Raw genomic sequence first — 20,010 nt, forward strand, 5'->3', positions numbered from 1 at the left:
CCCGGGTGAATCGGCTGCCGGGCGCGACGCACGGACCCCCTCGCCGTAAGGTGGGCTCCCATGAACGACCGGCTGGTGTGGATCGACTGCGAGATGACCGGCCTCGACCTGGCGAACGACGCCTTGATCGAGGTCGCCGTACTCGTCACCGACTACGAACTCAACGTCCTCGGCGACGGCATCGACGTGGTGATCGCGCCGCCGCAGCAAGCCCTCGACCAGATGGGCGACTTCGTCCGCGACATGCACACCGCGTCCGGCCTGCTCGAGGAACTGCCGCACGGCATCCCGCTCGCCGACGCCGAGCAGCAGGTGCTCGAGTTCATCAGCGGGTACGTCAAGGAGCCGCGCAAAGCCGCCCTGGCCGGCAACTCCGTCGGCACCGACCGGACCTTCCTGGTCCGCGACATGCCCAAGGTCGAGTCGCACCTGCACTATCGCAACGTCGACGTCAGCTCCATCAAGGAACTGGTCCGGCGCTGGTACCCGCGGGTCTACTACGCGACGCCGGCCAAGAACGGCAACCACCGCGCACTGGCCGACATCACCGAGTCGATCTCCGAGCTGCGGTACTACCGGCAGACCGTTTTCGTGCCCCAACCCGGCCCCGACAGCGACACCGCGAGAGCAGCCGCGAGCCTGGTCAGCACCCCGATTTCCGACAACTGACCATCGTCGGTATGCTTACCCAGCCGCTGCAGTTGAAGCGGCAATGGTGGGTGTAGCTCAGCTGGTAGAGCACCTGGTTGTGGTCCAGGTGGCCGCGGGTTCGAGTCCCGTCACTCACCCTCAGGCGAAGGCGATCTGTGTCCGCGGAAAGCGCGGACCGGGTCGCCTTCGGCATGTTGTGCGCCTTCGCTTCGCTCGGCGCGGGGCGGGGGCTTCGCCACCCGCACCCCCTGGGCCTTCGCTTCGCTCGGCTGCTGTGGCTGGGGTGCGCTGTGGGTTTGCCTTCGCTTCGCTCGGCTTTGTTCCTCCCCTTTCGTTGTTGCCTGACTGTGGTGGGGGCGACGGTACGGTGGGGGCGTGCCTGAGCTTGTTGAGGTCGAGTCGGCTCGGTCGGTGATCGAGAAGCATGGTCTGGGGCGGCGGATCGTCGAGGTCGACGACAGTGACTCGTTCGTGTGCCGGCCGCATCGGCCGGGGGAGATTCGGGATGCGCTGGTCGGTGGGGTTCTGCTGAACGCGCGGCGGCAGGGCAAGAGCATGTGGTGCGAAGTCCGCGGGGGCTCGAGCACGATCAGCCTCGGCATTCATCTTGGGATGTCGGGGAAGATCGTGGTGGCCGATGCTGACGGCGCCGAGATCGACGGTGGGGACTACTGGGAGGGGCGGCGGGAGGTTGGGGACTACTCGTGGGCTCGGTTCACGCTGGGCTTCGAGGATGGTGGGCGGTTGATGCTGGTCGATCCTCGGCGGTTGGGGCGGGTCAGGCTGGATCCGCCGGTGGGTGAGCTCGGGCCGGATGCGCAGACGATGACGCCGGACCAGTTTCGGGCGGCCTTGAGCAGCGGGGGTTCGACTCCTGTCAAAGCGCGGCTGCTCGACCAGCACCGGATCGCGGGGATCGGGAACCTGCTCGCCGACGAGGCGTTGTGGCGGGCGAGGCTGCATCCGGGGACGAATGTCCGGGATCTGTCGTCCGCTCAGGTCACCAAGCTGTTGCGGTCGGTCCGGGCCACGATCGCCGCTGCCTTTCGTGGTGGAGGGGTGCACACGCTGACGATCGTTCCCTGGCGGCGGGTGGGTGGTACCTGCCCGCGCGACCACGCACCGATGACCACCGGCACCGTTGGCGGGCGAACCAGTTGGTGGTGCTCGGTCGAGCAAGCACTCCCGGACCGCTGAACTTCCGTGTTTGAGCGGGATTTGAGCTGGTGGGTTTGAGAGGATCGCCGGGATGAAGTCGTCAGGGAGCGTGTGGTTCGTCTACGGGGTCGCTGTGGTGGTGACCTTCCTGATCGGGCTGCTCTCTTTCACGGTCTTCGTGCTCTCCAAGGTCTTCGGGTCCTCCGAACCTGAGCCCGCGCCTGCTCCGCCGCCCGTGACACAGGCTGCTCCTCCGCAGACCAGCGCTGTTCGGGTGTACGAAGTACGACCGGTAGTCGCCGACAAGCGGCAGGTCGTTCTCATCGTCGCCACGCCGGTCGGGTGCACCCAGGCCCTCCGCGCTTCGACGTACGCGGAGGGGCCTGGTGCTGTCGCGCTGCGGGTCACTCAGCAGGCCTGGGCCGGTTGCGAGTGGCAGCGCAAACCTGTGCTCGCCACCGCGGCCAAGCCGGTGGGCAACCGGTCGCTGGTCATCAACGGCGTGCTCTGGACGCGCACCGCCGGCGGCTACCAGCAGGCGCTCGGCAGCTCATCGGTCCAGCGGCAGTCCGAAGTCCTTGATGCTCACCGGTAGCCCGGACTCCAGCGACTGGTTCGCCGCGATCCCCACCGCGACACTGCGCAGACCGTCGCGGTAGCCGGCGCGCCGCTCCAGCGGGTCCGGCGTACCGGTCGGACGGAACACGTCGTCCAGCAACTGGTTGTCGCCGCCGCCGTGCGCGCCCTCGCCCTGCGGGATCTCGATCTCCTGCGCCTGCTCCCAGTGCCGCTGCAGCAGGATGCGTTCGCCCGCCGGCCGCGGGTTCGCCGTACCGCCGGTGGTAGGGTCGTCGGGGTTGACGCTCGGGTCCACCGCCGCCGCGACGCTGTCGACGAAGCTGCGTTCCACGACCTCCAGCTCCAGCCGGCCCTCGGTGCCGTTGACCGACACCCGGTAGCCCTCCCACGGCGCGTGCGCGTTCAGCGAGTACGTGAGGATCGCGCCGGAGCGATAGGTGACGAGCAGCCCCATGTTGTCCTCGATGCTGATCCCCGGGCTGAACACGTCCTGGTCGCGGATGTACCCGTCGTCGCCCTCCGCGTCCAGGTACAGCGCACGCAGCTTGTCGTCCGCCGCCAGGTCGAGCGCGAACGGATCGGTCGTCAGCCCCGGCGATCCCGCCGACCGCACCGGACGATCCGTGAGCCCGCGCTCGGCGGCGTTCTTGTCGCCGTAGAAGCGCAACCCACCAGCAGCAGTCACCACCTCGGGTACGTCGGCCAGCCACCAGTTGACCAGGTCGAAGTGGTGGCTGGACTTGTGCACGAGCAGCCCGCCGGAGATCTCCTTGCGGCGGTGCCAGCGGCGGAAGTAGTCGGCGCCGTGCACGGTGTCCAGCGCCCACTCGAAGTGGATCGACGTCACCTTGCCGATCGCACCGTCGGCGATCAGGCGGCGGAACTCGCTGTTGCGAGGTGAGTAGCGGTAGTTGAAGGTCACCACGAGGTCGCCCGAAGATCCCTCGACCGCGGCGACGATCTCCTGGGCCGGGTCGAGCGCCGTCGTCAGCGGCTTCTCGACGACCACGTCGCAGCCCGCTTCGAGCGCCGCGACGGCGTACCGGTGGTGGGTCGCATCCGGCGAGGTGACGATCACGACCTCCGGCCGCTGCTCGTCGAGCAGCCGCGCGAAGTCGTCCGGCCCGTAGTGCGGTGGCGCGGTGCCGCCCGCTGCGGTCACCACCTCGTCGTAGTACTTCATCCGCGTCGGGTTGGTGTCGCACCAGGCCACGAGCGTGCCGACATCGGCGTACGTCGAGGTGAGGGCGCCGACGTACATGCCGGCGCGCGAACCGGTCCCGACCAGGGCGTAGCGGCGGTTGTTCACGAGTCTCCTTGGATTGGCTTCAGGGTGAGCGGTGCAGTCCTTCGTGCCGGACGGTCCAGTCGCGGGGGAACGCCGGGGCGGCGCCGTCGGCCCCCGCCGCCATCAAGGCGACGGCGGCGAGCAGGCCGCCGTTGCCCGGGAGGTAGACCGGCAGCGACGGGGTCTGCCGGTTGTGCCCGTTCGCGAGCACGTCGTTCTTGGTGGCCTTGAGCAACAACGCGTCGACCGCCAGCTCGGGCTCGCCGAGCCGCGCCGCGGTCATCGCGATCGCCGGGTAGTCCCAGCCCCAGGTGCTCTCCCAGTCCCAGTCAGCCAGTACGCCGTCCAGCGTGCGCCGCATCGTGGCACGGTCGACGTACCCGGTGTCAGGGACCAGCCCGAGCGCGTACAGCATCGACGGATGGTCGGCGCGGATCGTCTCGCCCTCGATCGCCGCGTAGCAGCCGTCCTCGACCGGCGCGGGCACCAGCCCGTCGGCCACCTCGGCCCAGCGCGGCTCCGGCGACAGCCCGAGGCCCGCTCGCCACTCCTGCGCGACCAACAGCGCCCATCGCCAGTACGCCAGCTCGAACGTCGGGTTCACCAACTCGCCGCGGATCGCGGAGTACGACTCCTGCGCCGGGATCAGCGGCGGTCCCAACTGATAACCGCGCGGCGTTTTCACGGCGTACGACGCCATGAACTCGGCGCTCTCCAGCACGACCCTGCCGTACCGCTCCACCGCATCCACCGACCCCGTACGCCGGACCAGCTCGGCCAGGTAGATCGGATGCGGCTGCTGCCACACCAGGAACGGCCCGATGCTGCTCGGGCTCTCCCGCCCGTCGGGCGCGACCTGCTTCGGCCACCGCACCCCGGCGTACCCCTGCAGCCGCGCGGTCTCCCGCGCCACCGGCAAGATCCGCTCGTACCAGCCCAGGCTGCGTTCGAGCAGCTCCGGTCTCCCCCACAAGGCGAAGTGCGCGCCGTGCCACCAGTGCATCTCCAGGTGGAACCGCCCGCGCCAGCTGTTGCACAGCAGCCCGGTCTCCTGCGGCGGCAGTGAGCCCGCGCAGTTGATCGCGGTCAGGTACTGCGAGAGCACCACCCGCCGCTCGATCTCCGCCGCGCGGGCGTCCCCCTGCAACTCAACCGCAGCGCCGGACTCCCAAAACCTCGCCCACGACTCCCTGCACTCGACCTCCAGTGCCGCGAACCCCGCCGGCACCTCCCGCTGCTCCCCGGAGAACCCGACCCGCAGCTCCAGCACCTCAGCCGTTGCCCTGAGCAAGAACTCGTGCGTCCCGATCTGCTCCAGCCGCGCGTCCTCGGCCCCGACCGTCACCCAGTACCGCGTCCCGTCCAGCCGCCGTTCCAGCTGCCAGCCGCCATCGACCTCGTGCACCGTCGTCGTGTGCGCCCCGGGCCGCTCCCAGTCCGCACCGTTGCCCCAGGCCCCCGACCCGTACGGGAACGCCAGCCGCACCCCGAGCCGTGCCGTCGACTCCACCCGGACCGCGATCACGTCCTCGTCCGGCGCGCACAGCGTCCGCACCCGTACGCCGTGCCCGTCGACCACGAACGCACTGTCGATCACCCCGCCCCACAGGTCCAGCCGCTGCCGGGGCTGGGTCGCCTCCCCCGGCAGCACGAACCCGATCTGCCCGAGCTCGAGCCGGTGCGGGTTCGCCCGCAACCACTCCTCGGCCGCGGTCTGCTGCGGCTCGTCCGTCGTCGCGAGATCCATCTCCGCGCCGAGATCGACGTACGGCACCGGGCCCTTCGGCGTCGCGTACTCGCGCCGCGTCTCGCTGAGGTCGTGGGCGCCCGGAAAGCTGTGCCAGCCCCACTGCGACAGCGTCCCGAGCAGGCTGCCGGTCGGCTCGCCGTCGGTTCGGGGCGCGACCGGGTAGCGCTCGGGCCAGGTCTGCAGCCCGGTCGAGTCCACGGTGAAGCACAGCTCCCCGTTGCCCACCGACAGCGGTGCCTCCGGTACGACGCCCGCCACCTCGACGTCGTACCGGCTGACCAGCGCCCGGCGGTCGATCACCGAATCGCCGCCCCGAGCTCCTCCAGGAACCGCTGCGCACCCTGGGCCGGGGTCTGCCGGTCGAACAGCACCTCAGCGTTGGTCCGGTCCAGGATCTTGATGCTCTCGGTCGACCCGGTCGGCCCGATGATCAGCGCCGGCCCGACCTTCGGCGCGATCGCCGCGATGAAGTCGGCCGACGCGGCCTCGTCCTTCGGCAGCGCCGGCTTGACCGCGGCGAGCACCTCGGAGTTCGCCGGGATACCGCGGTTGGCCAGGGTGATCTTGCCCGCGGCGGGGTCGTTCACGAGGAAGTTCACCAGCTTCGCCGCGGCCTCCTGGTGCTTGGTCCGCGCGCTGATCGTGTAGATCTGCGAGGCCTGCAGCCACATCCCGGGCTTGGTCGCCGCGCCCTCACCCGGCGCCCGGAGCAGCTGCAGCTCCGAACCCGATGCCTTCCGCAACGAGCCGAGCTGGTTCGTCCAGTCCAGCTGCATCCCGGCCAAGCCGCGACCCATCAGGCTCTGCTCCGGCGCCGGCTGGCCGACCAGCTCCGACGTCACCGCGGCCGGCGGCGTACCGCCGGAGTCGCGCAGCTTGGTCGTCATCGTGAACCAGTCGGTCAGCGTCCCTTCGCTGATCCCGACCTTGCCGTCAGCGGTGTAGAGCGACTCGCCGCGCTGCCGGGCGTACAGGTCGAGCACGTCGGCGCTGGTCGGGTCCTCCGCGCCGTAGGTGCCCTTCGGCGACTTCTTCGCGAGCTCCTCGGCGATCCGCGCGAAGTCCTCCCAGGTCCAGGTGCTGTCGTCGGGCAGGGCGACACCGGCGGCCTTGAACACCTTGGGGTTCACCACCACGCCGTACGCGTTCACGCCGGTCGGTACGCCGTACTGCTTGTCGCCGAAGTTCCCGTTCGACAGCGACGCCTGGTCGATCTTGTCGGTCTTCAGCGTGTCCTTGACCTCGGCCAGGTCGAGCAGCGCACCGCGGTCGCCGTACTCCCGCGGGTACGCGCCGCCGAGCGTGATCACGTCCGGCGCGTCGTTGGCCGCGACGCTGGTCGCGAGCTTGTCGAAGTACCCGTTGAAGTCGCCGTACTCCGGCTTGACGGTGATCCCGGGGTTGGCGGTCTGGAACGCGTCGATCGCCTTCTGGGTGAGCGCGGCGCGGTCCTGGTTGCCCCACCAGGAGAACCGCAGCGTGACGGGAGCGTTCGGGTCGTCCGAAGCTGCGCCGGAGTCGCCGCCGCAGCCCGGCAGCGCGAGGAGCAGTCCGGCCAGACCGAGCGCGGCGATCCGCCGGTACGACGAGTACTTCATGAGCGTGGTCCTTTGTCCGGTGGTCATTTGAGCCCCGTGGTGGCGATGCCGCGGGTGAGGTAGCGCTGGCCGGCCAGGAAGAAGCCGAAGATCGGCACCAGCGCGACCACCGACATCGCGAACAGCGGTCCCCACGACGTCCCGCTCTGGGCGTCCATGAAGGAGCGCAGCGCGACCGGCACCGTGTACTTGTCCGGGTCGGTGAGGAAGATCAGCTGGCTGAAGAAGTCGTTCCAGGTCCAGATGAAGGTGAACACCGCCGACGTGGCCAGCGCCGGCAGGCACAGCGGCATCACGATCCGCGCGTAGATCCGGAAGTGCCCGCAGCCGTCCAGGCGCGCGGCCTCGTCCAGCTCACGCGGCAGCCCGCGGATGAACTGGACCATCAGGAACACGAAGAACGCGTCGTGGGCCAGGAACTTCGGCACCACCAGCGGCAGGATCGTGTTGATCCAGTCCAGCTTCGAGAACAGCACGTACTGCGGCACGATCAGCACGTGGATCGGCAGCATGATCGTGCCGAGCATCAGCGCGAACCAGAGCTTCTTCAGCGGGAAATCGACCCGGGCGAACGCGTACGCCGCCAGCGAGCAGGTCAGCAGGTTGCCGACGATCGCCAGGACGGCGATCAGCGCCGAGTTCCACAGGTAGTGCTCGAACGGGTGCGCCAGCGCCGTCCAGCCGTCGGTGTAGTTGGAGAACTGCACCTTGCTCGGCAGCAGCGACGGCTCGCGGAAGATCACCTCGGTCGGCTTGAACGAGCTCGACAGCAGCCAGAGCAGCGGGTAGAGCATCACGAAGCCGAACACGATGATCAGCGCGTGCTTGAGCAGCGGCTTCGCGCGCGTTTCACTCGTCACCGTAGAACACCCATCGCTTGGCGAACAGGAAGTTGATGGCGGTCAGCGCCGCGATGATGACCAGCAGCACCCAGGCCATCGCGGAGGCGTAGCCCATGTGGAAGGAACCGAAGCCCTCGTCGTACAGGTAGAGCGTGTAGAGCAGCGTCGAGTCGGCCGGGCCGCCGGTGCCGCCGCTGACCACGAACGCCTGGGTGAAGCTCTGGAAGGCACCGATCACCTGGAGCACCAGGTTGAAGAAGATGATCGGCGTCAGCAGCGGCAGGGTGATGTGCACGAACGTCGTCCACCGGCCGGCTCCGTCGACGGCGGCCGCTTCGTAGTACGACGCCGGGATCTGTCGCAGGCCGGCCAGGAAGATCACCATCGGGGCGCCGAACGTCCAGCCGTTCAGCAGGATCAGGGTGCCGAGCGCGAAGTCCGGGTGCGCGATCCAGCTCTGGCCCTCGATGCCGATCTTGGCCAGCAGGTCGTTGACCAGGCCGTCCTGGCCGAAGATCTGCCGCCACAGGATCGCGATCGAGACGCTGCCGGCCAGCAGCGACGGCAGGTAGAAGACCGAGCGGTAGAAGCCGAGACCGCGGACGCCCTTGTTCAGCACGATGGCCAGGCCGAGCGCCATCAGCAGCTGCAGCGGCACCGAGACGAACACGTACTGGAAGGTAACCAGCAGCGACTTGTGCAGCCGGCGGTCGGACAGCATCTCCTGGAAGTTCGCCAGGCCGACCCACTCCGGCGGCTTCAGCAGCGAGTAGTCGGTGAAGGCCAGGTAGAGCGACGCCAGGATCGGCCCGAGCGTGATCGCCACCAGGCCGATCAGCCACGGCGTCAGGAACAGGTAGCCGGTGACCGCGTCGCGGCGGCGTTGGCTGTACCGCGTGTAGGTCACGGTCACCTCCGAGTGAGTAACCGGTTTCTAGCAGGCTTGCTTGAAACGTGTCAACGGGTCGAGCGTGTTGCCGAAAATGTTTCGTCCTGAGCGCTTCTGCGTTTATGGTGGCGCGGGAGACCGGTTTCTCGGATGGGGGTTGGGTGTGGACGAGCAGGTACGGGCGACGGCGAACATCCGCCGCGTCGCCGAGGCCGCGGGAGTGTCCCGGGCGACCGTCTCGCGGGTGATGAACGGGCACGCCACCGTCGCGCCCGAGCTCGCCGAGCGGGTGCTGACCGCTGCGCGTGCGCTCGACTACGCCCCCAGCCAGGTCGCCCGCAGCCTGGCCCTCGGCCGGACGGCGACGATCGCGCTGATCGTGCCCGACCTGTCGAACCCGATGTTCCAGGACGTACTGCGCGGCCTCTCGCTGGCCGCGGGGGCGGACGGGCACCGGCTGCTGATCGCCGAGTCCAACGAGCAGGTCGAGGACGAGGAGGTGCTGGCGCTCGAGGCCCGGCGGCGCTGCGACGGCGTCGTACTGGCTTCGCCGCGGCTCCCGACTGCCGATCTGGAGCGGCTCGTGCCGCAGCTCGCGCCGCTGGTGCTGATCAACCGCACGCTGGCCGGCGTACCGTCGCTGTCGGTCGACTACGCGGCGGGGATCCAGGACCTGGTCGCGCATCTCCTGTCCTTGGGGCACCGCCGGATCGTCTACCTGGCCGGCCCACCCGCCAGTACGTCGAACAGCGAGCGCCTCGACGCCCTCGTCCGCTTGTCCAACAACGCCTTCGCCCTCACCCAGATCGCCTGCGGAGCGACCTTCGAGAACGGTCACGCCGTCGCCGGCGAGGTCGCCGGCAGCGGCGCCACCGCCGTCATCGCCTACAACGACATGGTCGCCTTCGGAGCCCTCAGCGGCCTGCACGAACTGGGCGTCGACGTCCCCGGGCAGATCTCCGTCACCGGCTTCGACGACATCCCGTTCGCCCGCTTCACCACGCCACCGCTGACCACGGCGGCAGTCCCCCGCAACACCCTCGGCAAGCAGGCGTGGCACCAACTCCACACCCAGCTCACCGGCCCCACAGCTCCTGAAGCAGTGGCCTTCCGCCCCCGCCTGCTCGTCCGCGGCAGCACCGGACGCTCTACGAGCTGAGGTCGGTCCAGCTCCCGATCCGTGCCGCCTGCCCGTGGGACGCGCCGTCCGCGTCCACCAGGTTCCACAGCGTCACGTTCTCGATCCGGAACCTGCGGCCGCTCTTGCTGATCCGCACCCCGGAGTACCCGCTGCCGAACCCGTTCTTCTCCACACGCTTGAGGAACTCGTCCCGGTCCTCCTGCCGGTCGGGCTCGGCCGACAACCGCGAGGGCAGCCCCCTGAACTCCTCCGCGGAGTACTCGAAGAGCCGTAACGCCGTGGCGTTCGCGTACGTGAAGAGCGGATCGGCCGAGGTGTCGTGCGCGAGCAGCCCGTAGTCGGCATTGTCGAGGTCATCCCCGAGCGGCGCACCCACCAGCCGCTGGTAGCTCCCGGTCAGCAGGTCGAAGAACTCGTTGTCCACAGCACCCAATCTAGGTCGGCCAGGCAAAGAGCTAGCGGACTACGGGTGACAGGCAACTACTCGGCAGGTCGAACCAACGCAGGTGGTCGAAATCGCTGTTGACCGTGCCCTCGGCCTCCTCGTCGGCGTGCTGGCACGCGGCCAGCAGCTCCCGCGCCTCCGCGAGGTAGCCCTCGAGCGCCGACTCCGGCGCGGTCGTGTCGTGCCTCGGGTAGCGCAGCGCGCCGTCGCGGTCGTACCCGACCTGGGAGAGCCGCAGCGGCGGCTCGACCGGGCCGCGGTGGTGCCGCCAGAGCCCGTTCGACGGGTCGAAGCGGTAGTCGCCGAGCAGCCGCCAGCCCTCCTGGGCGATCAGCTTCACCGCCTCCACGACGTACCCGAAGACGGCCTCGGAGATGAAGTAGTTGAAGTTGACCCGCACCCAGCCGGGCTTGATGCCCTCGCAGCCGTGCACGATCTCCTCGGCGAACTCCGCCGAGCGGGCCAGGTCGATCCCGAGCAGCGTGTGCCCGTACGGGCCGGCGCACGAGCAGCCGCCGCGGGACTGGATCCCGAACAGGTCGTTGAGCAGGGCAACCACGTAGTTGTGGTGCAGGTAGCGCCCGGACGGCGCCTTGACCACGAACGACACGATCGACAGCCGCTCGGAGTCCAGGTTGCCGAGGATCTCCAGGTTCGGCTCGGCCCGCCAGGCCTCGACCGCGCGCCGCAGGTACGCGTCCTCGTGGGCGCGGATCACGTCGATCCCGACCGCCTGCTTGAGCTGGAAGACCAGGCCGGCCCGGATCGACTCGATGATCGCCGGCGTCCCGCCCTCCTCGCGGTGCACCGGGTCGTCGAGGTAGCGGTGCTCGGTCGGGTTCACGTAGGCGACCGTGCCACCACCCGGTACGTCGGGGACGCGGTTGCGCAGCAGCTCCCGGCGGGCGACCAGGACGCCCGGCGTACCGGGGCCGCCGATGAACTTGTGCGGGCTGAGGAAGATCGCGTCCTTGTAGGCCAGCGGGTCGTCGGCCCGGCCGCCGTACATGTCGATCTCGATGTACGGCGCGGCCGCGGCGAAGTCCCAGAACGACAGCGCGCCGTGACGGTGCAGCAACGCCGAGACGCGATGGGTGTTGCTGACGATCCCGGTCACGTTGCTGGCCGCCGAGAACGAGCCGATCTTCAGCGGGCGGTCGGCGTACTCGACGAGCTTGGACTCCAGCAGCGGGATGTCGATGTGCCCGTCGGCGTCCTGGCCGATCACCACCACGTCGGCGATCGACTCGCGCCAGGGCAGCTCGTTGCTGTGGTGCTCGTACGGGCCGATGAAGACCACCGGCCGCTGCGCGGGCGGGATCGTGTCGGTGAGGTGGTACTCGTCGTCGAGCGACGCCGGGATCCGCAGCCCGAGGACGCCGATCAGCTTGTCGATCGCACCGGTCGCGCCGGAGCCGCAGAAGATCACCGCGGTCTCGGCGTCGCCGCCGACGCTGTCGTGGATGATCCGCCGGGCGTCCTCGCGCAGCCGGGTGGTCTGCAGGCCGGTGCCGCTGGACTCGGTGTGGGTGTTCGCGTAGCGCGGCAGCACCTCGTCGCGGATGAAGTCCTCGAGGAAGGTCAGCGCCCGGCCGGAGGCGGTGTAGTCGGCGTAGGTGACGCGGCGCGGTCCGTACGGGCCGGGCATCACCTGGTCGTCACCGATCACCGACGCCCGGATCCGGCGCAGCAGCGGGGTGTCTGGCGGCATGCTCATGGCAGGACCGTACGGCGGCTCCATACACACCGCGTCGACGTCCGATCGTTGCTCCCCCATGGCGCCAGGGTAAGGCCGGAACGTGATTTTCGTCTCCTGTACGGCGGCCGCGCGCTCGCTAGGGTTCTGGCAGTCGAGCGAGGAGATCGAGGATGACGTTTTCCAGCGAGCTGTGGGACGCCGGGGCCGCCAAGGTGTACACCGAGATCCTCCGGCACCCGTTCATCACCGGGCTGACCGACGGGACGCTGCCGCACGAGAAGTTCCGCTACTTCATCGTCCAGGACAGCCACTACCTGCGCGCCTACTCCCGGTCGCTGGCGCTGGCCGCCGCGCGGGCCACCGATGAGGACGCGGTGAGCATGTTCGCGCGGCACGCAGCCGAGGCGATCGACGTCGAGCGCGAACTGCACACGTCGCTGCTCGGGTCGCTCGGGCTGACCTCGGCCGACGTCGACGCGACCGGGTCGGGGCCGACGACGACGGCGTACATGTCCTACCTGACGGCGGTCTGCGCGACCGGGACGTACGCCGAGGCGGTCGCCGCCGTACTGCCGTGCTACTGGATCTACCGTGACGTCGGCCGCGAGCTGCTGAAGCAGTCGTCACCGGACCCGGTGTACGCCGAGTGGATCGCGTCGTACGGTTCCCCGGAGTTCGACGCGGTCGTAGAGTCGGTGCTGGCGGTGACGGACGCGCTCGGCGCCGAGGTCGGGCCGGGGGAACGCGATCGTTGCCATCGGCACTTTTCCACCACGACCCGGTACGAGTGGATGTTCTGGGACGCCGCGTACCACGAACTGGAGTGGCCGGTCCGATGAGGGATTTCTACGACGTGGTGATCGTCGGCGGCGGGCACAACGGCCTGGTCGCCGCCGGCTACCTGGCCGGCGCCGGCCTGAGCACCCTGGTCGTCGAGCAGCAGCCGCACACCGGCGGCGCCGCGGTCAGCGAGCAGGTCTTCCCCGGCGTCGACGCGCGCCTGTCGCGCTACTCGTACCTGGTCAGCCTGCTCCCCGACAAGATCGTCGCCGACCTCGGCCTGTCCCTGGAGCTGCGCTCCCGCTCTGTGGCGTCGTACACGCCGGTACGCCGCGACGGCCGCGACCTGGGCCTGCTCGTCGAGCGCCCTGAGGGGGCGCTGACCCGAGACTCGTTCCGGGCCCTCACCGGCAGCGACACCGAGTACGAGTCCTGGCAGCAGTTCTACAGCTCGGTCTCCGACCTGGCCGCCACGCTCGCGCCCACCCTCCTCGAACCCCTCCAGCCCGCGTCAGCTCTGCGCGCCCGAGTCGACCCCACCCTCTGGTCCGAGCTCGTCGACCGCCCCCTCGGCGAAACCATCGAACGCCGCTTCACCGACGACACCGTCCGCGGCGTCGTCGCCACCGACGGCGTCATCGGCACCTTCGCCCGCCTCCACGACGACTCCCTCCTGCAGAACCGCTGCTTCCTCTACCACCTGATCGGCAACGGCACCGGCGAGTGGCGAGTCCCCGTCGGCGGCATGGGCGCCGTCACCACCGCCCTCCACCAGGCCGCCGTCCGCGCCGGCGCGACGATCGTCACCGACGCCGCCGTCACCACCGTCGAAGCCGACGGCAAGACCGGCTCGGTCACCTGGCTCGGCGGCGACGGAGAGCGCACGGTCGACTGCACCTACATCCTGGCGAACGTGGCCCCCGCCGTACTGGACCGCCTCCGCGGCCGCACCCCCGCTTCCTCCCCCGAGGGCTCCCAACTCAAGATCAACCTCCTCCTCACCCACCTCCCCGCCCTGAAGTCCGGCGACGACCCCCGCCGAGCCTTCGCCGGCACCTTCCACATCGACGAGAACTACTCTCAACTGGAAACCGCCTACGCCGAGGCCGCCTCCGGCACCCTCCCCGCCGTCCCACCCTCAGAGGTCTACTGCCACTCCCTCACCGACCCCTCGATCCTCAGCCCCACGCTGGCCGCCTCCGGCCACCACACCCTCACCGTCTTCGGCGTCCACTTCCCCACCCGCCTCTTTGCCGAAGACAACGATGGGGCTCGCACCGAAGCCACCCGCCGAGTCCTCGCCGGCCTCGACAACTACCTCGCCGAACCCCTCGACTCCTGCATAGCCCTGGACGCCAACGGCAACCCCTGCATCGAGTCGAAATCCCCTCAGGACATCGAGTCCTCCATCGCCATGCCCGGCGGCCACATCTTCCACAACGACCTCACCTGGCCCTGGACCGAAGACGCTTCTGAGGCAGGCACCTGGGGCGTGGAAACCGACCTCCCCAACCTCCTCATCTGCGGCTCCGGAGCCGCCAGAGGCGGCGCCGTCAGCGGCATCCCCGGCCACAACGCAGCCCACGCGATCCTCTCCCGCCACCCCTGAAAGAACCGATTTTTCATCTCCCCCACTCCCCTGCTACTGTTCTCTTCGTTCGAAGGAAACACCAACTGAACAACACGCGCCGCTAGCTCAATTGGCAGAGCAGCTGACTCTTAATCAGCGGGTTCGGGGTTCGAGTCCCTGGCGGCGCACAAAAGCCCTGGTCACAGCGTGACCGGGGCTTTCGTGTATCTATGGGCCATGCTTTACCCCATGCCTTTCGTGTTCTACGACACGTCGGCCTCGGGATCGCAGGTCTCTGCCGCGTCAGGCGGCGTCGCCTGTCTCAACCGCTCGACAACATCAGCCGACTTGTTCAACGCGGCCTCCAGCGCCGCCGCCGCTGCCGGGTTCTTCGCCCGCCGCGCCATGTAGACGTCCTGGGTGAGCGACGGCCGGGCGTGCCCGAGCTGGTCCGCGATCTGCCGAGCGCTCTGCCCGGCGTCGTCCAAGATCGTCGCCGTCGTCTTCCGGAACGAGTGCGACGTGATCCACGCCAGCGCATCCGCCTGGCTCCCCTCCGCTGCCTTCCTGGCCAGCTCCAGCACCTCGACCCGAACCGTCCCTGACGCTCCGTACAACTCCAGCAGCGCAGCGGCGTCGATCACCTCCAGCCGCACCCGCGCTGTCTCGACCAGGCTCACCCTCGACTGAGCCCAACCAAGCCGACTCGCGACGTCGCCCTGCCCCAACCCAGCCGCCCGCCGCGCCGACCGCAACATCCGCCCCAGCTCCTGGCGCAGCTCACCCCCGATCGGCGACCGCGCCTCCCGCAGATCGCGCCGCGTGTTGGCCGGATCCCGGTAGCCGCCACGCGAGTCCGCAAACACCGGCTCGTCCAGCCGCGCCCCGTTCATCAGCCGTGCCCGCAGCATCGCCATGCCCCACGCCGGCACTTTGAGAACCCGCTCCCCCGCCCGCGACTTCGTCTTGATCCGGACCAGCCCCTGCCCCTTGATGCGGATGATCTGGTGCGTGATCTCCACCTCGCTGGCTGCCAGGTTGATCTGTTCTCCGTGCACCCCCAGCGCCTCCCCGATCCTGACGCCGGTCGCCAGCATGAACGTGGTCAGGTCAGGCAGGTCGGCAGCAACCGCACCCGGGTCAGCCCGGAGCTGATCGAACCACGCATCCCGCTCCTCGTCCGTCAGCGCCCGAGCCTTCCGCTTGGACTCGCTCTCGATCGTGTCCACGTCCCGAATCGGGTTCGTGTCGATCGCGCCGTACCGCGCGGCCAGCCCAAGCGTGCCGGACACAACGCTCCGGCGCGTCTTCGCCGTTGCCGGCCCAACGTCCCGCTTGATCGCACCAACCACCTTGTCCAGCAGCGGCGTCCTCAGCTCCCCAACTTGACCTCACCAAGCGCGGGGAGGACGTGGTTGTCGAGCTGCCGCCGGTAGGTGTCCACGGTGCGAAACGATCTACAGATCCTCTCAATTTGAGCGCCGGCCGACGTAGGCAAGGCGCTCCAGATCCCTGCAGGCACACCGATCCAGGCCCGAAACCGCCTCCGCTGGGTCAACGACGAACCCCAACAACTCAGCGACTCCTACTTCCCGCCCATCGTTACCGACGGGAACGACCTGTTCTGGAACCCCAGTGACCTCGGAGTCCCCTGCGGTCTCCTGGCCGCGACCGGCCACAAGCAAATCCGCTGGCACGACACCCTCACAGCCCGCATGCCCAGCGCCGAAGAGGCCCAACGGCTGATGATGGCGCCGGGCACGCCCCTTCTGATCCACACTCGCGTCGGCTACAACGCCGAAGCCCGCCCCGTCCGCTACATGGTCAGCCACATGGCGGCCGACCGTATGGAAGGCTCCTAGGACCTGAACACGGACGACTGATGCTGATCACGCTCGACGAGTCCCACCGCAAACTCGTCCACCAAGTCCGCGACGACCGGGGCGAATGGCTGGCCACAAAGGGCACCGATCAGTACCGAGGCGGCCTCGAAATGGCGGGACGAGGTCACCTCAGATGCGGGCGCGTCGAGCGAGACAGCGGTTACCACGATGACCGATCGTGATGTCACCCGCTCCGCGCAGGCCGTCAACGGGAGCGGGCAACTCTGGCGATGACGAGCGCCCACACCCCGGCCCTCGCAAAGGTCCCCGCGCCGCGCTCGCATCTATCCGCGCTGCGCACATTCTCAGTTTCGATTGCCCCTAGCACACCTGCTCTGACTGAAGCCTCAGCTCGGTCAGCGACTCCAAGAGATGCCAGCAGCCTCCTTCTCAAGGAACCGTCTATTCCGTAGTGCATTAGGAGGATTACGAGCACCTCAGCCGCCAAGACGAAATCGATAATTGTTAGCGTTCCGGCTTCCTGCTCAGGGACCAATACTTGACGCAACGCCAGGACTGCAATTAAGGCCGCAGCGACCTCCCAAGCATTTCCATCCAAATGTCCGGGCCTAGACCTAAGCGCGATGATTGAGCATAATGGGGCGAGCGACAATAGAAACGTATAGAGAACAAGGCTACTTGGCCGCCAACCATGAACCGATCCATAGTCGCCAACCGCCCATCTTGTTGCTTGCGGTAGTTGCCCCAGCGTGACGGTCTGTATATTGATCCCTGATCTAACAGGTTCGACATACTCCGGTGGAAAATCGAGAATGAACACCGCACTGACTTGCGCCCGATCGATTGGAAACATTGCTCCGCGCTGGACGGGCACCGAGAACCGCGCGAAGACAGGCGCCGCACCAGGTGCAGCTGTTTGCAATAGGGCTCGAATATCGACTGGATCGGAGTCGTGGGCGAACTCTCCAGACTTAGTCACGCTAATAAGCTCCAGTGTCGCCGGCCTGGAAGCCTGGACTCGACTAGAAACCTGCCCGTCGGATACTAAGGGCCGAGCCAGGTCGTTTTTAAGGCGCAGATCTTTTATCAATATTTGCTCAGCTAATAGGCGCACAGTAATTTGAGCCGCTCCAGCAGCCAGATCAATGTTCTCATAGGTAACATCTACCTTCGCCAGAGGTGGGCCCGGCCTTTCCTGTTCCGGCAAGGAGCTCAAATCGAGTGTTTTGATCTTTTCCCTAGTTTCGCCCGACGACATGTAGGTGAAGCCGTCGTCAGGCCTTAGAAGTCCTAAGTCTGACTGTGGTTGCACAACTGCGACCCATACAGCCGTAGCTGCAACTCCCACACTTATTACGACCCGGATATCCATCCCATTTTAGAGCTCTGCGAACATCTATACTACTTCCCACGATGAAGAATAAGATCCACGATAGGGGCGCGACAAGAACGCTTGCCATGGCGGCGATCCATAGGACGCGGGAATCGGTCAAGAAGGCGGCAACTACAAGCGAGCATGCCGCCACGGTAATTTGCATTGGCATTCTGCTTAGAATCAGTCCAATAAGCTTTGAAAGCCCTATGAGACCGCCGATCCCGACGATTATCACAATAGTTAATAGAGTTCGGTCAACCACGGAATCGATCTTGAAATTTAGCACTCGAATAAACGGGAATCTGGGTTCTGGCCCAGAATGGACGCTGATGAGTGCGACCAAGCTAACCGAAGAGACGGCTAAAATAATCCACCTTGTCAGCTTGTGGAAAAACGCGACGGCAGCACCCACGCAGACCACGACAGCCAGTGACAGATCGCTCCACATACTTCCCCCTATACCCGCCGTAAAGCCAGACGGCCCTTGACTGCCCGATCAGTGTAGGAGTACTAGAGGATGCTGTCTGCAGAACGGCCTTAGGTAATGCTCAACCGTAAGTAGCTACGAAATGCCCGCGATCCGTCGCTTCGTTCTCTAGGCGCCAACTATGCCGACTGGGCTTTCGCCGGCCACCGCCTGCAGGGCCACTCGATCGTCAGTGGGACAAGCTGCGCTACATCAGAGTGTGGATCGCAACTCTGTTCCAGTTGTCCACTCTGCGCGCATTCGCATCATCAGCGAGTGCATACCTCATCCATCCCGACAGTCCCGCGCCGCGGGCACCGAGTACCGCACTCTGCGATGTCGATGTGTTCACAACTGCACACGGCGGATCTACTGCGCGTATCTGGCTCTCGCGCCGCTCACGAGGTGGGCTGCCACCATCAGCATCGCCGTGACGGCCAGAGCACGAGTCCCCGTGAGATCGACCTCAGTCAGGCATCCGCAGTCTCGATCGCAATCAGGGACGCCGTACCCGACGTACGGCCCTGGCGGAGCTAACCTGGAAGCGATCGAGAGAGTCGAACGTACGAGTGTGAGACATCAAATGCGCCAATAGGCGGGGTGCCGCGGCCTCCTAGACTGAGTCGTAGGTACTCATCGACAGCTTGAACGGCCCCGCCCCTTGCCTTGTCGGCACCGGCGGCACTCCCATGCCTTTACCCACGGAATAGGGCGGGTGTCAACGAGCACAGTCCAGCGCCTTCCGATCGCCCGATGCTGCAATTTCGCGCTGAAGGGCACGTTCAGGAGTAACAATGAGAACGGCGCCGACTGGTTCCATGGGAATCAGCGGGTTCGGGGTTCGAGTCCCTGGCGGCGCACATCAGCCCAGGTCACGCGAGTGTCCTGGGCTTTGTCGTTCCTCCAGCGCACGCTTCACCCACGCTTTTGGCCCACACCTCCGACCCGGCGCCCCCCTTGGCCCCGCGTGCCATCTCGCTCCCAGGTCACCGGGCCTTGCGTGGCGACGACGATCTGCTTGCGCGGTGCCTGATCGGTCTTCCCGCACCGCCTCGCGGGCCTCTCAGTGTTCGCTGCTGAAGAACCGTAGCAACAGTGGAGCGATGGTCTGTGGGTCGACGACGTGATCCGGGCCGTCGAGGGTCTCGCGTTGAGCGTGGGGTAGTAGGTCTGCAAGCTCGTCGGCTGCGCGGTCGAAGAAGTCCGAGGGCAGGCCTGCCATGTAGGGGACTGTGATCGGTCCTCCGGTGGTGACCAGGACCGGTTGGGTGACCGTTGCCAGTCGATCGGCCGGCAGCTGGTAGCGGTTGTGGAAGATGCTGTCGTGGACCAGCGTGGGCGCGAGGGCGACCGAATCCGCCCAGTGCGACGTCTGCTTGCCTGCCGCTTTCCTGGCCGCGATGTTGTCGTCGGAGGCGCCGGACAGGCGCATGAACAGTTCGAGAACCTCCTCGTCCCGCCCGGCGTCGAAGGCGCGTCGGGTGTCCGCGACGTACTCCTCGAATTGCGGGCGGATGTCGTCCCCGACCGCGTAGGGCACCTCCCACACGGCGATCGTGTCGATGGCTGACCCGGCCGCGGCGGCTTCCAGCGCCAGCGCGCCACCGGAGGACGCGCCGAACAGGTGTGCCGAGCCCCCCGCCTCCGCGATCAACGCATCCAGGTCCTCGAGCTCTCTTTCCACGGCGTAGGGCTCGATGAAGCCGCTCGCGCCGCGTCCCCGACGGGCGTAGTTGTAGACGGTGAAGTGCTCGGCGAGAGCAGGTACCAAGACAGCGTTCTCGGCTCCGTCGTCCAGCGCGCCGCCTACCAGGACGACCGCCGGGCCGCTTCCCTTCCGGTCGTAGGCGATGGCGGCGCCGTCGTTCGATGTCACGCGAAAGTCCATCTCGTTCATCTCACATCTCCTTTCGGGGCGAGCGGCCGATTTCGGCC

16 protein-coding genes, 2 tRNA genes and 1 pseudogene are annotated in these 20,010 nt (G+C 67.5%); 9 read left to right on the top strand and 10 right to left on the bottom strand.

Translation table 11 applies throughout. The features are described from left to right. Nucleotides 1-60: 60 nt before the first annotated feature. The 4 genes from orn to AB0M01_RS22875 all read left to right on the top strand — a co-directional run bounded on the left by orn (nucleotide 61) and on the right by AB0M01_RS22875 (nucleotide 2,404). A complete protein-coding gene (gene orn / locus AB0M01_RS22860) occupies nucleotides 61-669 on the top strand; it encodes an oligoribonuclease (RefSeq protein ID WP_363672599.1) in 609 nt (202 codons plus the stop codon). 46 nt (nucleotides 670-715) lie between these two features. Further along, nucleotides 716-788, top strand: a tRNA-His gene (locus tag AB0M01_RS22865). Between the two features lie 238 nt (nucleotides 789-1,026). Then, nucleotides 1,027-1,848, top strand: coding sequence for a DNA-formamidopyrimidine glycosylase family protein (locus tag AB0M01_RS22870; protein WP_363672601.1), 822 nt, complete (start codon nucleotides 1,027-1,029; stop codon nucleotides 1,846-1,848). Between the two features lie 52 nt (nucleotides 1,849-1,900). Next, on the top strand, nucleotides 1,901-2,404 hold the full coding sequence (locus AB0M01_RS22875) for a hypothetical protein (protein WP_363672603.1): 504 nt from the start codon (nucleotides 1,901-1,903) through the stop codon (nucleotides 2,402-2,404). Here AB0M01_RS22875 and AB0M01_RS22880 read toward each other — a convergent pair. The 5 genes from AB0M01_RS22880 to AB0M01_RS22900 are packed head-to-tail and all read right to left on the bottom strand — an operon-like array spanning nucleotide 2,360 to nucleotide 8,779. Further along, nucleotides 2,360-3,697, bottom strand: coding sequence for a Gfo/Idh/MocA family oxidoreductase (locus AB0M01_RS22880; protein ID WP_363672605.1), 1,338 nt, complete (start codon nucleotides 3,695-3,697; stop codon nucleotides 2,360-2,362). The genes AB0M01_RS22875 and AB0M01_RS22880 overlap by 45 nt on opposite strands. A gap of 19 nt (nucleotides 3,698-3,716) precedes the next feature. Next, nucleotides 3,717-5,726, bottom strand: coding sequence for a hypothetical protein (locus AB0M01_RS22885; RefSeq protein ID WP_363672607.1), 2,010 nt, complete (start codon nucleotides 5,724-5,726; stop codon nucleotides 3,717-3,719). Continuing rightward, nucleotides 5,723-7,024 (bottom strand): extracellular solute-binding protein, encoded by a 1,302-nt coding sequence (locus AB0M01_RS22890; protein ID WP_363672609.1) that lies wholly within the window; start codon nucleotides 7,022-7,024, stop codon nucleotides 5,723-5,725. The genes AB0M01_RS22885 and AB0M01_RS22890 overlap by 4 nt, the downstream gene beginning before the upstream one ends. A gap of 23 nt (nucleotides 7,025-7,047) precedes the next feature. Next, the gene (locus AB0M01_RS22895) at nucleotides 7,048-7,884 is read right to left on the bottom strand and encodes a carbohydrate ABC transporter permease (protein ID WP_363672611.1); all 837 of its coding nucleotides are present in this window, start codon (nucleotides 7,882-7,884) and stop codon (nucleotides 7,048-7,050) included. Beyond that, entirely contained in the window at nucleotides 7,874-8,779 is a 906-nt protein-coding gene (locus tag AB0M01_RS22900) for a sugar ABC transporter permease (RefSeq protein ID WP_363672613.1), read from the bottom strand. The genes AB0M01_RS22895 and AB0M01_RS22900 overlap by 11 nt, the downstream gene beginning before the upstream one ends. A 139-nt stretch (nucleotides 8,780-8,918) precedes the next feature. On the opposite strand from AB0M01_RS22900, the gene AB0M01_RS22905 reads away from it, so the two are divergent. Then, nucleotides 8,919-9,914 carry a LacI family DNA-binding transcriptional regulator gene (locus tag AB0M01_RS22905; protein WP_363672615.1) on the top strand — a complete coding sequence of 332 codons (996 nt, stop codon included), beginning with the start codon at nucleotides 8,919-8,921 and terminating at the stop codon, nucleotides 9,912-9,914. Here the strand turns inward: AB0M01_RS22905 and AB0M01_RS22910 are convergent. After that, nucleotides 9,904-10,320, bottom strand: a complete 417-nt coding sequence (locus AB0M01_RS22910; RefSeq protein ID WP_363672617.1) for an MEKHLA domain-containing protein — start codon at nucleotides 10,318-10,320, stop codon at nucleotides 9,904-9,906. The genes AB0M01_RS22905 and AB0M01_RS22910 overlap by 11 nt on opposite strands. A gap of 31 nt (nucleotides 10,321-10,351) precedes the next feature. Beyond that, complete coding sequence (locus AB0M01_RS22915) at nucleotides 10,352-12,058, bottom strand: aminotransferase class V-fold PLP-dependent enzyme (RefSeq protein ID WP_363672619.1); 1,707 nt, start codon at nucleotides 12,056-12,058, stop codon at nucleotides 10,352-10,354. Between the two features lie 152 nt (nucleotides 12,059-12,210). On the opposite strand from AB0M01_RS22915, the gene tenA reads away from it, so the two are divergent. The 3 genes from tenA (at nucleotide 12,211) to AB0M01_RS22930 (ending at nucleotide 14,578) form a co-directional block, all read left to right on the top strand. After that, the gene (gene tenA / locus AB0M01_RS22920; protein ID WP_363672621.1) at nucleotides 12,211-12,879 is read left to right on the top strand and encodes a thiaminase II; all 669 of its coding nucleotides are present in this window, start codon (nucleotides 12,211-12,213) and stop codon (nucleotides 12,877-12,879) included. Further along, nucleotides 12,876-14,429 carry an NAD(P)/FAD-dependent oxidoreductase gene (locus AB0M01_RS22925; protein WP_363672623.1) on the top strand — a complete coding sequence of 518 codons (1,554 nt, stop codon included), beginning with the start codon at nucleotides 12,876-12,878 and terminating at the stop codon, nucleotides 14,427-14,429. The genes tenA and AB0M01_RS22925 overlap by 4 nt, the downstream gene beginning before the upstream one ends. Nucleotides 14,430-14,505: 76 nt before the next feature. Beyond that, nucleotides 14,506-14,578 (top strand) — tRNA-Lys (locus AB0M01_RS22930). Between the two features lie 75 nt (nucleotides 14,579-14,653). Here AB0M01_RS22930 and AB0M01_RS22935 read toward each other — a convergent pair. Further along, nucleotides 14,654-15,682 (bottom strand): tyrosine-type recombinase/integrase, encoded by a 1,029-nt coding sequence (locus tag AB0M01_RS22935; RefSeq protein ID WP_363672625.1) that lies wholly within the window; start codon nucleotides 15,680-15,682, stop codon nucleotides 14,654-14,656. Nucleotides 15,683-15,880: 198 nt separating this feature from the next. On the opposite strand from AB0M01_RS22935, the pseudogene AB0M01_RS22940 reads away from it, so the two are divergent. Further along, nucleotides 15,881-16,252 (top strand): annotated as a pseudogene (locus AB0M01_RS22940) (UTRA domain-containing protein); the annotation flags it as partial. A 226-nt stretch (nucleotides 16,253-16,478) separates the two neighbouring features. Here AB0M01_RS22940 and AB0M01_RS22945 read toward each other — a convergent pair. Continuing rightward, a complete protein-coding gene (locus tag AB0M01_RS22945) occupies nucleotides 16,479-17,606 on the bottom strand; it encodes a hypothetical protein (RefSeq protein ID WP_363672627.1) in 1,128 nt (375 codons plus the stop codon). Nucleotides 17,607-19,138: 1,532 nt separating this feature from the next. Then, complete coding sequence (locus AB0M01_RS22950) at nucleotides 19,139-19,972, bottom strand: alpha/beta hydrolase (RefSeq protein WP_363672629.1); 834 nt, start codon at nucleotides 19,970-19,972, stop codon at nucleotides 19,139-19,141. Nucleotides 19,973-20,010 lie beyond the last annotated feature (38 nt).

The sequence above is a fragment of the Kribbella sp. NPDC051770 genome (genome assembly GCF_040681455.1).
In the GTDB taxonomy this organism is placed as follows: domain Bacteria; phylum Actinomycetota; class Actinomycetes; order Propionibacteriales; family Kribbellaceae; genus Kribbella.

Coding starts and splice junctions, on each gene's coding strand:
- AB0M01_RS22925 (WP_363672623.1), top strand. CDS start 12,876: ATGAGGGATTTCTACGACGTGGTGATCGTCGGCGGCGGGCACAACGGC.
- AB0M01_RS22950 (WP_363672629.1), bottom strand. CDS start 19,972: ATGAACGAGATGGACTTTCGCGTGACATCGAACGACGGCGCCGCCATC.
- AB0M01_RS22915 (WP_363672619.1), bottom strand. CDS start 12,058: ATGAGCATGCCGCCAGACACCCCGCTGCTGCGCCGGATCCGGGCGTCG.
- AB0M01_RS22875 (WP_363672603.1), top strand. CDS start 1,901: ATGAAGTCGTCAGGGAGCGTGTGGTTCGTCTACGGGGTCGCTGTGGTG.
- orn (WP_363672599.1), top strand. CDS start 61: ATGAACGACCGGCTGGTGTGGATCGACTGCGAGATGACCGGCCTCGAC.
- tenA (WP_363672621.1), top strand. CDS start 12,211: ATGACGTTTTCCAGCGAGCTGTGGGACGCCGGGGCCGCCAAGGTGTAC.
- AB0M01_RS22890 (WP_363672609.1), bottom strand. CDS start 7,024: ATGAAGTACTCGTCGTACCGGCGGATCGCCGCGCTCGGTCTGGCCGGA.
- AB0M01_RS22945 (WP_363672627.1), bottom strand. CDS start 17,606: ATGGATATCCGGGTCGTAATAAGTGTGGGAGTTGCAGCTACGGCTGTA.